The organism is Devosia sp. UYZn731, from assembly GCF_040546795.1.
Classification (GTDB): domain Bacteria; phylum Pseudomonadota; class Alphaproteobacteria; order Rhizobiales; family Devosiaceae; genus Devosia.
In genome coordinates this window covers 58222-72934 of record NZ_JBEPOL010000013.1, presented here as the reverse complement: position 1 = coordinate 72934, position 14713 = coordinate 58222, and the positions used below count along the sequence as shown (strand labels likewise).

11 protein-coding genes are annotated in these 14713 nt (G+C 62.1%); 10 read left to right on the top strand and 1 reads right to left on the bottom strand.

The genetic code is table 11. From position 1 onward, the window contains the following. Positions 1 to 18: 18 nt before the first annotated feature. The 10 genes from tagH to tssH all read left to right on the top strand — a co-directional run bounded on the left by tagH (position 19) and on the right by tssH (position 12066). The gene (gene tagH / locus ABIB57_RS24345) at positions 19 to 1218 is read left to right on the top strand and encodes a type VI secretion system-associated FHA domain protein TagH (protein ID WP_354043895.1); all 1200 of its coding nucleotides are present in this window, start codon (positions 19 to 21) and stop codon (positions 1216 to 1218) included. 63 nt (positions 1219 to 1281) lie between these two features. Continuing rightward, complete coding sequence (locus tag ABIB57_RS24340; RefSeq protein ID WP_354043894.1) at positions 1282 to 1791, top strand: OmpA family protein; 510 nt, start codon at positions 1282 to 1284, stop codon at positions 1789 to 1791. Positions 1792 to 1811: 20 nt separating this feature from the next. Then, complete coding sequence (locus ABIB57_RS24335) at positions 1812 to 3140, top strand: type VI secretion system protein TssA (protein WP_354043893.1); 1329 nt, start codon at positions 1812 to 1814, stop codon at positions 3138 to 3140. Positions 3141 to 3225: 85 nt separating this feature from the next. Beyond that, positions 3226 to 3756 carry a type VI secretion system contractile sheath small subunit gene (tssB, locus tag ABIB57_RS24330; RefSeq protein ID WP_354043891.1) on the top strand — a complete coding sequence of 177 codons (531 nt, stop codon included), beginning with the start codon at positions 3226 to 3228 and terminating at the stop codon, positions 3754 to 3756. A 36-nt stretch (positions 3757 to 3792) separates the two neighbouring features. Further along, positions 3793 to 5289 carry a type VI secretion system contractile sheath large subunit gene (gene tssC / locus ABIB57_RS24325; RefSeq protein ID WP_354043890.1) on the top strand — a complete coding sequence of 499 codons (1497 nt, stop codon included), beginning with the start codon at positions 3793 to 3795 and terminating at the stop codon, positions 5287 to 5289. 62 nt (positions 5290 to 5351) lie between these two features. Continuing rightward, positions 5352 to 5834, top strand: coding sequence for an Hcp family type VI secretion system effector (locus ABIB57_RS24320; RefSeq protein WP_354043888.1), 483 nt, complete (start codon positions 5352 to 5354; stop codon positions 5832 to 5834). A gap of 90 nt (positions 5835 to 5924) precedes the next feature. Next, on the top strand, positions 5925 to 6437 hold the full coding sequence (locus tag ABIB57_RS24315) for a type VI secretion system baseplate subunit TssE (RefSeq protein WP_354043887.1): 513 nt from the start codon (positions 5925 to 5927) through the stop codon (positions 6435 to 6437). Further along, the gene (gene tssF / locus ABIB57_RS24310; RefSeq protein ID WP_354043885.1) at positions 6437 to 8389 is read left to right on the top strand and encodes a type VI secretion system baseplate subunit TssF; all 1953 of its coding nucleotides are present in this window, start codon (positions 6437 to 6439) and stop codon (positions 8387 to 8389) included. The genes ABIB57_RS24315 and tssF overlap by 1 nt, the downstream gene beginning before the upstream one ends. Then, complete coding sequence (gene tssG / locus ABIB57_RS24305; protein WP_354043884.1) at positions 8386 to 9378, top strand: type VI secretion system baseplate subunit TssG; 993 nt, start codon at positions 8386 to 8388, stop codon at positions 9376 to 9378. Before tssF ends, tssG begins: the two co-directional genes overlap by 4 nt. Positions 9379 to 9405: 27 nt before the next feature. Further along, a complete protein-coding gene (tssH, locus tag ABIB57_RS24300; protein ID WP_354043883.1) occupies positions 9406 to 12066 on the top strand; it encodes a type VI secretion system ATPase TssH in 2661 nt (886 codons plus the stop codon). 114 nt (positions 12067 to 12180) lie between these two features. Here the strand turns inward: tssH and ABIB57_RS24295 are convergent, their stop codons facing one another. Further along, positions 12181 to 14562 carry a peptidoglycan DD-metalloendopeptidase family protein gene (locus tag ABIB57_RS24295; protein WP_354043881.1) on the bottom strand — a complete coding sequence of 794 codons (2382 nt, stop codon included), beginning with the start codon at positions 14560 to 14562 and terminating at the stop codon, positions 12181 to 12183. Positions 14563 to 14713 lie beyond the last annotated feature (151 nt).

Sequence of the window (14713 nt, the reverse complement as noted above, 5' to 3'; positions counted from 1 at the left end):
CTAGCATTGGATGACAAAGTGGCGATTACGCTGCGCATCGAAAACCTCGACTCGCTTCCCGACGGTGGTCCCCTAGAATACTCGGCAGGCGAACGTGGTTTCGATATTGGCCGTGCCCAGCATCTGGACTGGTGCCTGCCGGACGAGAGCCGGGTCATTTCGAGCATCCATTGCCAGATTCGTTTCGAGCACGGCGGCTACTGGCTTTATGACGTGTCGCGCAACGGCACCTATCTCAACAATGCTCCCGACCGAGTGAAGAGCCCCCACCGCCTCACCAACGGCGATCGGCTGCTGATTGGCGATTACGTCATAGGCGTACAAGTGTCGGGCGGCGCCGCGGCGGGCGCCGGTGCGCCGCCTTCGGCCTGGGAGGCACCAGCGCCGCCGCCCAGACCGCAACCGGTGCCATATGCCGATATCTGGGCGATCGGGGAAGGCGTCAGCCCGCCGGTCGATCGCCGCTGGTTCACCGATGCCCACCAACCGGCGCCTGCCAACCGCTTGCAGGATTTCGTTGAAATGCCGCCGGCGCAATGGTCGGGCCCGATCCCCCTCGCGCCGCCGATCCAGGCGCCGCCCGTGCAGGCGCCTGTGGTATTGCAGGCGCCACAGCCGTCACCGTCAACGCCCGCCAGCGCGGGGCAGGGCAGCGTTTCGGGATTTCTCTCGACCGTGGCCAATGCCGCCGGGATGCCTGCCCAGGCGCTATCGTCGCGACCACCGGAGGCCATCGCCGAAGAAGTTGGCTTCGTGCTGCGCATTGTCGCCGAACAATTGGCGGCGCTGCTCAAGGCGCGGGCGGCCGCGAAGCTGATGACGCGCAATGCCGACCGCACCATGATCGGCGTCGATCGCAACAATCCGCTCAAATTCGTGCCATCGCCGGCCGAAGCGCTCGAAATTATGTTCCAACGCAACCGCCCGGGCTATCTGGGCGCGTCTGACAGCGTTCGCGAAGGTTTCGAAAACATCAAGCAGCACGAAGCGGCGACCTATGTCGCCATGCAGCAGGCGCTGCTCAAGCTGATGGACGACATCTCTCCTGCCGCCATCGAGGCCAAGGTGACCAGCTCACCGTTTGGTTCGAAAAAGGCGCGCGCCTGGGAAATCTACACTGAGCGCTGGCGCGAAATCGAGAAGTCCGACAATGGTTTGCTCGACGTTTACCTGACATATTTCCGTGAGAGCTACGAGGCTGCGGTCAATAAGGGTTGAGAGGCATCGAGCGTTGCGTTAGTCTAACGCGACGAATGCAAAGCCTTTGGCCACGGGGTTGCGATGCGCACAGCGATTGTCGCCTGTATTTTTGTCTTGGGTCTTGCTGCGCCGGCGATGGCGCAGGAGGCCTATTCAAGCAAGGATGTCGTCGATTTCTTTTCGAAAGAAATCGAGCTTGGTGCTTCGCGCGGCATCTGCGTCGGGACCGTCGAAGAATGCGACGCACAAAAGCCGGCGGCTTTCGACGTCTTGGTCACCTTCGACCTCAACTCCGCCGACCTAACCGAAGACGCCAAGAAAAACCTGCGCCAGGTCGCCGCGGCCCTCGACGATAACCGCCTGGCTTCCGCAGCCTTCCGCGTCGAAGGCCATACCGATGCGCTGGGTTCCGAGCGGTACAATGACAATTTGTCCGATGCGCGCGCCGCTTCTGTCGCCGATTTCCTGATGGCGGAAGGCGTATCGCAGCAGCGGATAACCGCTGTGGGCCTGGGGGAAAAGGATCCGCGGGTTCCCGATCCCTATGATCCGATCAATCGCCGCGTCGAACTGCGCTTGTCGCTGCAATAGACCACGGCGGCATCGGTCTCATGCGGTTTGATTTCCTGGCCGATCCGATCAGCGATAGCGCGCCAGCAGGGCCCGACCTTGAAGAGGCAGGCGACGAGGCCTACACGAACTACATGATGCTGGCGAGCAGCCGTTTGCCGCAGCGCTTCTTCCAGAATGCGGAGCCGGGTTCGGACCGCGCCGGTGCGCCGTTCGATAAATCCAGCATAGACCTGGCCAGTGAGACGGCCGCCATCGATGCGCTTTTGCAGCGCAGCCGCGACTTGCGGTTGCTGACACTGGACGCGCGTTTCCAAATCCTGTCCGGCAGCATCCCCGGCTTCGCGGAGGCCATCGCTGGCATCGCCACCGTGGTCGGCGTCTTCTGGGATACATTTCACCCGCTGCCCTTCGAGGATGGCGACCAGATCATGCGCACCAATTGCGTTGAGGGCCTGGTCGACTACGCCCAGATTATACTGCCGCTGCAGCACGCCTATATCGTTAGGGGCGAGCGGGTGCGACCGATCACATTCCGTAATTTCCTAGTCGAGACCAACAAGGTCGAAGCTCGTGCCGGCGAGGAGCGGGTATCGCTTGACGTCATCGAGCGCAATCTCGATGCCGATGCGGCCCAAAGCTATGTCACGACGGTGCGCGAGGCGGTCGATCTAGCGCGGAAGTCGCTCGACGCCATCCGAAACAGCTTCATTGAACATGCCGGATATGAGAGTGCGCCGAAGTTCGACGTGCTGTCCGGCGTGCTTGATGGGATGGCCGGTTTGATGGCCCGAGATGGTTCCAATGGCAAAGCGATAGTGCCGGCGTCGGGCGAGCCGGTTGAGGATTTCGCGGCACCGAGACCGGGCGCGTTGTCGAGCCCGACGCTCGCCCTTGCCTCGGTTGCCGCGGCCAAGGGCACCCTGCTGGCTGCCGAGAACTTTTTCAGAATTAAAGAGGCGTCTAATCCTGCACTAGTGCTGATTCATCAGGCGCGCATGCTGATCGGTCGCCCGCTGGTCGAAGCGCTTGAATCCCTGCTGCCCGATACCGCCAACCGCGCCACCTTCCGCTTCGAAACAGGGCCGTTTCCCTTTGAGATCGACTTAAGTCGCATGCGCACGGTCACCGAGGACCTGTTGGCCGAGCAAGGTAACGCTCAAGGTGATGAGAATGAGGAAAGCACTGTTGAGCCAGAACAGCTTCCGACAAGTCGGGAGGAGGCGGCGCAGCTGTTGACGGCAGTCGAGCAATTCTTCCGCTCGAATGAGCCCTCGAGCCCGGTGCCGGTTTTGCTGGCAAGAGCGAGGCTATTTATTAACAAGGACTTCAACTCAATTTTGGTTGAACTGATGCCGAAGGCGGATTGAGTTTCTGTCCGATGTTCTCGATCGGCATCTGGTTGACAGATGCAGTTTGGTCTGGTCATCTGAGAGGCGAAACTAGGAGGCTCCGATGAGTTCGGATTCCGGTCAAAAGTTCATTAAGCGAAACCGCCCGCCTCGCGTTCAGATATCCTACGAAGATCCCTATGACTCGCAGCAACAGATTGAGCTGCCTTTCGTCATGGGTGTTATGTCGGACCTGTCGGGCAATAGTTCCGCGGTGTCCAAACCGCCAATGGCGGACCGCAAGTTTGCCGATGTCGACATGGACAACGTCGACGCCTACATGGCTTCCGTTTCCCCCGGCGCGGCTTTCCGTGTCGATGACAAGCTTAGTCCCGAAAGCGGAAACAAGCTCGGCATCAACCTGACGTTCAAGAGCATGGACGATTTTAGTCCAGCAGGTGTCGCGCGCCAGGTTCCGGCGCTGAAGGCTCTGCTTGAGGCCCGCGAACAACTGGCCAATCTGCAGCGCTACATGGATGGAAAGGTGTCGGCCGAAGAGCAGTTGCGCAAATTGCTGGCCGATCCGAAGCTGATGGCGGCGCTGGAAGAGCGCCGTGCACAGGGACAATCCCAAAACGAAGATAAATTCGAGTAGTGGCTAAGCCATCTGGCGAAGCCGACGGGGGACGACATGAGTCAAGCTTCTGGTGTTGCCGGCACCGCTGAATCTGAGGCCAATGTTCAGGTCGCGGACGAATTTTCTTCGCTACTGAAGCAAACTTTCAAACCGCGCACCGAGCGAGCCGAAAGCGAAATCGAGAGCGCGGTCAATACTCTGGTGGCCCAGGCGCTCGCCGATTCAAGCCTGATCAAGAATGACGTCCTCGATACTATCGAGGAAATGATCGCCCGGCTCGATGAGAAGCTGACCGTGCAGGTCAACGAGATTATCCACGCTCCCGAATTCCAGCAGGTCGAAGCGGCCTGGCGCGGCCTCTATTATCTGACCAATCATTCCGAGACCGACGCCACGCTGAAAATCCGCGTGATGAACATCTCCAAGGAAGAGCTGTATCGGCAGGCCAAGGCCTATCCCGACGCCAAGTGGGACCAGAGCCCGCTGTTCAAGCGTCTGTATGAAGAAGAATTCGGCCAGCTCGGCGGCTATCCCTATGGGACGCTGATCGGCGACTACTATTTCGATCACACCTCGCCCGATATCGCGGTGCTCAAGTCCATTGCCAAGATCGCGGCGGCGGGACACATCCCGTTCATCTCCGGAACAGATCCGGCTTTGCTGGGTCTGGAATCCTGGACCGAGCTGACCAGCAAGCGCGATCTCAGCAAGACCTTCGAGACTCCCGACTATGCCGGCTGGAAATCGCTGCGCGATTCCGAGAATGCCCGCTATGTTGGCCTCTGCATGCCGCGTGTGCTATCGCGCGAACCTTATGGCGCCAAGACGCTGCCCGTGCCCGAATTCGCGTTCGAGGAGCAAACTGACGGACATGCGGGCAATAGCTACGCTTGGATGAACGCCGCCTATGCCATGGCCGCCAACATCAACCGGGCGTTTAAGGAATACGGCTGGACCGTCCGTATTCGCGGCGTACAGTCTGGCGGCGAAGTGATGGACCTGCCGGTGCATACTTTCCCCACCGACGATGGCGGCGTCGATCTGAAGTGCCCCACCGAAATCGCCATCAGCGATCGCCGCGAGGCAGAGCTGTCCAAAGCGGGCCTATTGCCGTTAATCCACCGCAAAAACACCGATAAGGCTGCTTTTATCGGTGCTCAGTCGGTTTATAAGCCCAAAGCATATGTCGATCCGGATGCGACCGCTTCTGACAACCTGTCGTCGCGTATCTCCTATATGTTCGCGGTTTCCCGGTTTGCCCATTACCTCAAGGTGATGGTGCGCGACTGGATCGGTGCGACCTATGAGAAGGAGGCACTGGAGCGTCGCCTCAGCGATTGGATCATGCAATATGTGCTGGCCAATCCTGAATCGGCAAGCGAGGAGGCCAAGGCGAAGCGGCCACTGGCCGGCGCCAAGATCGAGGTCTTTCCCGATGAGGAAAACCCGGGCTACTACGCGACGCGTATCTTTCTGCGGCCGCATTTCCAGCTCGAGGGCATGGATATTGGTCTGAGCCTGGTCTCGCGGCTGGAAAAGCCGGCGACTTGATCGAATAGTTCTGGGTTAGCAACGCGGGCCACCGTGGCACTGCGGATAGTCAGGGGTTTATCATGAGCGGCGACTATTTTCTGAAGATTGACGGCATCAAGGGCGAGTCGAAGGACGACAAGCACCCTGACGAAATCGAAATCGACAGCTTCAGCATCGGTGTAACCAATGCGGGCGCAATGAGTGCCGGCGGCGGCGGCGGCGCGGGAAAGGCATCCTTCAGCGACTTTCACTTCAGCAAGACGGTTGATAAGTCGTCGCCGGAACTGATGCTGGCCTGCGCCAATGGCAAGCACTTTGCCAAGGCCGTCGTAGTGCTGCGCAAGTCGGGCGAAGACAAGCTGGAATATAATACCGTGACGATGAGCGACGTGGTGGTCAGCTCGTATCAGAGCAGCGGGCACGGCGGTAACGGTGTGCTGCCGACGGATTCGGTATCTCTTAACTATGCCAAGATCGAATATGCCTATATCGAGCAGGACAATAAGGGCAAGGCCAAGGGCACTGTGACCACCAGTTGGAACGTGAAGAGCAACACGAAGTAGTCCATAATGGTCGTTCATCGACCTGCCAGCCTCGGCGGACAGGTTCCGCGAGACAATGCGGACGCCAGCGGTCGTGCGCAGGTCCCGCTGATGTTTGCTTTCCGCGATGCATTCGAGCGAAAAGATGCGACCGGCGTAGCGCCGGTCATCGTGGATGGTGAGCACTTGGTCGCCGATCGGGGTGGCCTTGGTCAACGTGGCGCCCGGCGCTCGGCTCTTAAGCGCGATCTGGGTCATGATCTGTCGATGCTGGTCGAAACGATCGCCCTGGAGTCGACGGAAGACCTTTCAGAGCTGCCGCATGTGCGCAAGTCCATCATCAACTTCGGGATTCCCGACGTTTCCAGCCTGACGGTCGGCAGCGATGCCGAAGCGGCTATGGCCGGGCAGTTGCAGGCCAGCATCCAGTGTCATGAAACGCGGTTGCGCCGCGACAGCGTCAGTGTCGAGCGCACCGAAGACGAGGCCGATGCCGAGCAGCGGACGCGCTACCGGGTGCGCGGCGAGATGGCCAGCAAGCCGCTGGACCTGCCGGTCGAATTCGTCGCCGAGATTGATGCGGCCCTGGGCAAGGTTCTGCTGTCGGGGTCTGGATCACAGTAATGAGCTCGGAGTTTCGTGAGTATTACGAAAACGAGCTGCGACTGCTTTACGAGCATGCGCGCGACTTTGCCGCCGAATATCCGGGTATTGCCGACCGGCTGGGCGGCCTCGACCAGGACCTGATGGATCCGGGGCTCAAGGGTGTGCTTGAGGGCAGCGCTTACCTTGCGGCCCGGGTGCAGCTCAAGCTCAAGAGCGAGTTCGGCGAATTCACTTCGGCGCTGCTCGAGCAATTGGTGCCCAATGCACTGGCGCCGACACCATCTTTTGCGCTGGTGGAAGCGCGGCCTGCCTATGACAATCCGAACCTGCGGCGCGGGGTGAAATTCGCCGCGGGCAGCAGCATGGACGCAGTCTATGTCGAGCGGGAGCAGCGCATTTCCTGCCGCTATAGCCTCGGCGCCGATTTGACGGTGTGGCCGTTGCATCTGGAAAGTGCGCAATATCTGAGCGGCACCGGCCCATTGCAGGCGCTTGGCCTTGAAGTGCTCAACGGCGTGGCCGCCGGGTTGCGGCTGAGTTTTCGTCATCGAACTATCGATCCGGACAAGGCGGTGGCCCTGCCACAGGGGGGTGAAGCGCCGATCAACCTCCTGCTGATCGACCAGTTGCCGATTCACCTGGTGGGCAACGCTGCCGATACCGACGCCATCTACGAGCAATTGTTCGCGCGTTGCCGACGCATCACCATCCGGGTCGAGGAGGCGTATGGCCAGACCCGCTTTATCGCGCTGCGCCCCGATGCCATCGAGCCGCTGGGTTTCGAAACCTCCTATGCCGTTACCCCAAGGGATCATCGTGCCTTTGCCGGGTTCGAGACGTTGCGATCGTATTTCGCCTTTCCGCAGAGCTTCTGCGGTTTCCGGCTGCGCCATCTGCAGGAGGCGCTGCGCCATATCGGCGCCCCGGCATTCGACCTGCTGTTCGAGTTCGACACGGCGGTACCCAAGCTGGCGACCGTGGTTACGCGCGACAATTTTGCGCTCTACGCCGCGCCGGCTGCCAACCTATTCGAAATGGCCTGCGCCCGCATTCCCGTCGACGGCAGCAGCGCCGAATATCCCGTCATTCCCGATCGCAGCCGATGGCTGGATTTCGAGGTGCACCGCGTCATTTCGGTCTTCGCGCATTACCAGGGCCGCAAAGATAAGGTGGCGGTCTATCCGCTCTATAGTCTGCCCGACGGCCAGGTCTCATTGCGCGACGCACTCTATTACGACAACCGGAGATTGCCACGCCAACCCACGGAGAAGGAGCGGCGCTACGGTCGTCCGGCCAATTATGCCGGTACCGAGACGTTCATATCGCTATCGGAGCCTGCCAGCATCGACGATCCCGATAGAGTACGTGAACTCAGCGTCAGGGCACTGGTCTCCAATCGCCACCTGACCGAGCATCTCCCAGCCGGCGCGAGTGGCGCCGATTTCCGTATGACCAGTGACACTTCGGTGGCGCTGCGCTGCATTGCCGGCCCGACCGAACCACGCGAATCCCTGGTGCTGTTCGATCGCAAGCAGCGCGCGGCAACACGATCCGGGCCGGTGCTGTGGCGGCTCATCAATGTTCTCTCGTTCAGCCACCTGAGCCTGACCGGCCGCAATGACGAAGAAGCGGCGGCGGGCCTGCACGAGGTCATGGCGCTGTTTGCCGATGTGTCTGACAGCTTTACCGAGCGGCAGATCCGCGGCATCGTCAAGGTGGAGACGCGCCCGATTGTGCGGCGCCTGCGTCAGCCTTCGGGCTTCAATGCTGCGCGGGGATTGGAGGTCACGGTGACCTTTGACGAGAAGAACTATGCCCGCAGCGGGATTATGGTGCTGGGCGCGGTGCTTGATCGGTTCTTCGCCGACTACACCGCCATCAACAGCTTTACCCAGACTGTGGTGGCCAGCGTGCAGCGCGGCGCCGTCATGCGCTGGCCACCTCGTGTTGGTGGCGGGGCGCTGCTGTGAGCCGCCGCGGGGATATCGAGGCCGAGCCGTTCCGCTTCGACATGTTCGACGTATTGCGCGAACTTGAGCGTAGCGACGCCAATCGTCCCCGGATCGGCGAAAACCTGCTGCGCTCCGAGGAAGTGGTGCAACTGGGGCAGGACCCGTTCCTCGATTTTCCGGCGGCGAACCTTTCCGGCTTCGGCCCGGCTATCGGGGCGGCGCCGCATTTGCGCACGCGCTTCCTGGGGTTTTTCGGCCCGCAAGGCGCTCTGCCGCTCAGCACGACGGTCGAGGCACGCGAATGGTCGCTGGGGCGCGACGACTCTTTCATCGCCTTCATTGACGTATTCGCCAACCGCTTCCAACAATTGTTCTTTCGTGCGTGGGCCGAAGCCAGGCCGGTCGCCCAGCACGATCGCCCGCAAGAGGACCGGTTCACCACCTATCTGGGGGGTTTTGCCGGTATCGGTTCGCCCGCCCATAAGGAGCGGGGCAGCCTACCCGATATCGCAAAGCTGCCGCTGGCAGGGCTGGCGGTGGCGCGCACCAAGAGCGCGACGCGGTTGGGGCAGATGCTGTCGTCGCTGCTCGGCATAAAGGCCGAAGTCATCGAGCATGTCGGCAGCTGGCTGCAATTCGAGCCGGACGACCTGTCCAAGCTGGGCCAGCGCGGTTGCGGTCTCGGCGTCGATGCGGTGTTGGGCGAGCGCACTTATAGCCTCGACGAAAAATTCCGTATCCGCATCGAGGCAAGCGATCTCGATCATTATTCGAGCCTGCTGCCCGGCGGGGTCGGTGCGCGGCATCTGGCCGACGCGGTCTTCTTCTATCTCGGCTTTCGGCACGACTACGACGTGGAACTGTGTCTTCCGGTCGAGGCCGTGCCGGAGCCGCGGCTGGGCGGCGGGGTCAAACTGGGCTGGACCACGTGGCTGCCGTCGGCGGCGGCACCGGAGCCGGGCACGTTCAAAGCCGATGCGCGGATCGATTTGCAACAACAGCCCTAGCGTCAGGCAGGGCGGGCGAGGGGTGAAATGAACGACATCAGTCTGGAAACCGTCACCGGCAAACTCAATCGCCTGGGCTATGACACCTTCATGCAGGCGCTGCGCCACGCCAAGAACGCGGGCAACCGCAATCTGGAGATCGCGCACTGGTTCTTCCACCTGGTGGGGGAAGACAAGTCCGACATCTCCCTGACCATTGACCGGCTGGGGCTCGACCGCTCCAAGGTGCTGACCGAGCTGGGCACCGCGGTCAATAATATGCGCCGTAACGAGACCGAGATGCCGGGGATATCAACCCAGATCACTGACGCGTTGGACCGCGGCTGGCATTATGCCACCCTGATGTTCGGGGAGGCGCAGATCCGCAGCGGACACGTCCTGTTGGCCATGCTTAAGGGCGTGGAACTGCGCCGCGCCCTACAACAGATTTCGCCAGTGCTGGGTGGCATCAGCCCCGATCGGTTGAGCGCGGAGGGCTCGGCTATCTGGGCCGATTCCAACGAGGAAACCATGCGGCCGATGGACGGCTCGTCCATTGGGCCGGCGGCTCCGGACGCCGATGCGGGGGGCGGTCCGGCCCGTGGGCAGACGGCGCTGGCGCGCTTTGCCACCGACATGACGGCGGTCGCTGAAGAGGGCAAGCTGGACCCTATCGTCGGTCGTGACGACGAGATACGCCAGATCATCGATGTGCTCCTGCGCCGACGCCAGAACAATCCGATCCTGACTGGCGAGGCCGGGGTCGGCAAGACCGCGGTGGTCGAAGGCTTCGCGCAGCGACTGGCATCGGGCGACGTGCCGCCACAGCTGAAGGGTGTGCGGCTGCATGCCCTCGACATCGGGCTGCTGCAGGCCGGCGCCTCGATGAAGGGCGAATTCGAGCAGCGTCTGCGCTCGGTCATCGACGAGGTCCAGGCCTCGCCGACACCGATCATCCTGTTCATCGACGAGGCGCATACCCTGATCGGGGCGGGTGGAAATCAGGGTACAGGCGACGCCGCCAATCTGCTCAAGCCCGCGCTGGCGCGTGGAACCCTGCGCACCATCGGCGCCACAACCTTCGCCGAATATCGGCAATATTTCGAGAAGGACCCGGCGCTGACCCGGCGCTTCCAGCCGGTGGACGTGGGCGAGCCGGGCATTGATACCTGCTGCTATATGCTGCGCGGTATTGTCGGGAACATGGAAAAGCACCATGCGGTGCGCATTGCCGACGAGGCAATCGTCGCCGCGGTCGAATTGTCCTCGCGCTATATTCCGGCGCGGCAATTGCCCGACAAGGCGGTGAGCCTGCTCGATACCGCTTCAGCGCGCGTAGCCATCAGCCAGAGCACGACGCCGGCCAAGATTGCGGATTTGCGGGCCAGCATCGCGCAGCACAAATCCGAGTTGTTGGGCATCGAGCGGCAGTCCGATATCGGCAAGGGCAATCCGCGTCGGGTTGCGGAGCTGGAAACGCTGGTGCCGGAAATCGAGGCCAGTCTGGCAGAATTCGAGGCCCTCCACACCCGGGAGGCGGGTCTGGTCACCCAGATCAATACCCTGCGTCAGGAGATCGCGGTGGTGACGGCGCCCGATGCCCCAGCGGAGGGCGAGGACCCGGCCGAGATGCGCCGCCAACTAGCGGATGCGGTCAACGAATTGACCGACATACCGCCGGAAAAACGCATGGTCTATCCCTTTGTCGACGAGCAGGCCATTGCTTCTGTGGTCTCCGACTGGACCGGCATTCCCGTCGGCAAGATGGTGCGCGACGAGATCGAGGCGATCTTGGCGCTGCCCGAAACGCTGAGCCGCCGCGTGGTGGGGCAGGATCATGGCCTCGCCATCATCGCCAAGCGCGTCGAAACCAACCGCGCCAAGCTCGATAATCCCAACAAGCCGATCGGCGTGTTCATGCTGTGCGGCCCGTCGGGCGTCGGCAAGACTGAGACGGCGTTGGCACTGGCCGAGGCTCTATATGGTGGCGAGCAGAACATGATCACCATCAATATGAGCGAGTTCCAGGAGGCCCACACCGTCTCGTTGCTCAAGGGTGCGCCTCCGGGCTATGTCGGCTATGGCGAAGGTGGTCGTCTGACCGAAGCGGTTCGGCGCAAGCCCTATAGCGTGGTGCTCCTCGACGAGATTGAGAAGGCCCATCCCGACGTGCACGAGCTGTTTTTCCAGGTGTTCGACAAGGGCATCATGGAAGACGGCAATGGCCGCGTGATCAATTTCAAGAACACGTTGATCATTCTCACCTCCAATGTCGGCACCGACGTGATCATGCATATGGCGCAGGACGGCCGCACCCGCCCGAGCCCTGAGGAGCTTGAACTGGCGCTCAAACCTTCGCTGCTCGAAGTGTTCCCGCCGGCGCTGCTAGGGCGCATCGTCATCGTGCCGTATTTCCCGCTGTCGGGCGATATGCTGGGCGGCATTGTGCGGCTGCAGCTCAACCGCATCGTGCGCCGTGTCGCGGACAACCACGATGCCGCCATGACCTATACCAATGCCGTAGTCGACTACATCGTCGCCCGCTGCAACGATCCGGATTCGGGTGGGCGCATGATCGACAATATCCTGACCAATTCGCTGCTGCCCGAGCTGTCGCGCCAGATTCTCAACCGGGTCATCGAGCGGCAGCCGATCGCCGAAGTCACGGTCGATGTGGTCGACGAAGCGTTTGCCTACGAGGTGAGGTAGCTAAATGTCGAAGGGGGAGGGCATGCCTGAGCGTCATGGCCGACCGGGGTTGGCGAGCATCATTGGAGGCGAGACAAAGTTGCCGATGTTGCTAATCGATACCCTTTTGGGGCATTAGGCGTTGTCCTCATCCGCCTGGGGCGCTTGTGGATCCTGCGTGCCCGCATCCGTGCCCGAGTCAGCGATTGGCGCGAGCAGCGTAGCAATGGCGCTGCGATAGGCGGCAAACTCCGGCGAGCTGGTCGCGACCATAGGTGTGGCAGGGGTAGCCGAAGGCGCCGGGCGCTTGCCGCTCATCTTGCGGTCGGCCCAGGCCTGTACATCGGCGACCGTCATGCTGGTCAGGAATGGATTGGCCTGGATAACTGAGGCCTCCAGCACTTGCACCAGCGGTAGCGACGCATCCGAGGCCAGTATGAGTGCGGCGCCCTGCATGCCGAGGAAATGGCAGAGATAGAGCCGCCCCGGCGTCACGGCGTGGCCGCGCGCCTTGAGGTAAGCTTCACCTTCCCGGGCCAGATTGCGTACCATTTCGCGCGAGATGGTCGGGTCACCGCGCAGCGCAAGCAGATCGGATCGGCTCATCGAGCTAGCCAGATCCGGTCGGTAGGTCTGCATCATCCGTGTCCAGGTGGACTGGAGGAATTGTCCCGCTCCGACTGCCGTGGACAGCGGATTGCGAGCGTTGGCGTTACCACCGCTCTCTACAGCAACGATCTGCTCGGTCAATTCGTCGACGGCCGAGCCGTCCGCAACCACCGCTTCGAGCTGATTGGTTTGCTGCCCCAGGGGGTCGACGGGTGCGCCGGCCAACCGCAACTCGAAATGCAGGTGCGGTCCCGTGGAGTTACCAGTGGTGCCAACAAAGCCAACGAGTTGACCGGCGGTGACTTGAACGCCCGGCGCGATGCCATCGGCAAAGGCCTTGAGGTGAGCATAGCGGGTCTCGCGGCCACCGGCATGACTCAGTCGCAGCAGATTGCCATAACCGCCCGCGTTGCCAGCCGAGATGACCACGCCATCATATGCGGCCATCACCGCCGTGCCGGCCGGCGCAGCCCAATCGACCCCGGTATGCACCCGTACTTCATGAAAAATGGGATGCATTCGCGGTCCGAACGTGGAGGTCAGCACACCGTTGACCGGGGTGAACATCCCACTGGGCACGGCGACCGCCTGACCGCGACTGGTCTCGGTGAAGCAGGAATAGTCCGCGTCGCTGCCGCCCTTGTAGACATAGCATTCCAGCCGGCGCTCCGGCCCTTCCACGGCGACGTAGAGCAGCCGCCCGCTGTCCATCGTCACGCTGCCCGGCCCATAGGCGAGGATCAGCCTGTCCTTGGGTGAGGCAAAAGCGCTCAAGTCGAAAGCGCGCGACATCAGCTTGATGGCTTCGCCCAAAACCGGCGTCGGCACGCCATTGCGCACGGCGGTGCTGTAGATTGCGTCGAGCAGACGGTATTGCCTGCCGGCCACAACTTCATTCTCGCCGGACTGCCTAGCGAGGAGATCGACGCCCACCCAAGGGTCCGCAGCCAGACCCACGCTGCCGTCATCCGCGCGGGCCAGTGCACCGACATAGCCGTCCACCCCGGAGATGCTGGCTTGCATCAAATCCATGTGGGTCGAGCCGGCCTTGGTTCGGCCGCGCAGGGCCACGACATCGCCCGGCTTGAGGCCGTCGCGGTTCAGGAGGGGCTTCAAGGCGGCGCCGAAGGCGTTGAGGTCCCGCGCCGAGAACGGCGTTTCCGATGCCAGGCTCGCCATATCGCGCTCGATCAGGATTTGCAGCACCACGTCCTGCCGCGCGGGGCGCCGCACATCGGAGGACAGCACCGGCAGCACCGTCGTCGTGTTTTCCACGACGTCCGGGGCAAAATCGGGCAGGGCTTTTTCCTCGCCGCTGACGGTTTCGCCCCAGCCGCCCTCGGCGTCGTCAACCAGCGCCTCATCTGAGCCAGTCGTGGTCGCCTCCGATGAGGCGGCGGTTGCATCAGGCATCGTCGTCACCGCCGCGACCGGTTGTGCCACGGGACTGCGCCGGGCCTGCTGCGCCTGGTAAAAGGCGAAATCCTGCGGACTCGAGGGCAGGGTGGCCATGAAGCGCTGGCTTGCCGCCACCATGGTGTCTTCCAGCAGCGAAACCTCGCCGCTGCTGCGTGTCGCCAGCGCCGCCTCCGCTGTTGGTACCTCCCGCAGCGCCGAGACGGCGCCGGACATGTCGCCTGCGCTGATGACCAGAGGGTCGCCGGCAAGATCGACGATCACCGCTTCATAGACATCGGGTGCGGGCTCCTCGATCGGCGCATCAGGCGTTGGCGGCGACCCACCCTGAAACAGCCCGGTCAGCAGGTTCGTGTTCAGGCTGAAAAATACGGCCAGGCCCGCAACCGCGAGCGCTCCCAGCAGCGTCAGGATCGAGCGAATGCGCGCGCTGCGCCGCCGCTTGGCAGCGGCAAGCTTGGCAAGCTTGAAACCCTCGTCCAGCCGATGCATGTGATGTGAACCGTAACGATAAGGCAGTCTATCAGGACCGGCCCCATGGTCCAAGCGACAGAGATTTGAACGGGTGGTGCAGCAGGTCCGACACCGTGGCTATCCAGTTTCTTGCGATCTGTTATTCTAGCCGGGAAATCGGGTGCCCAGT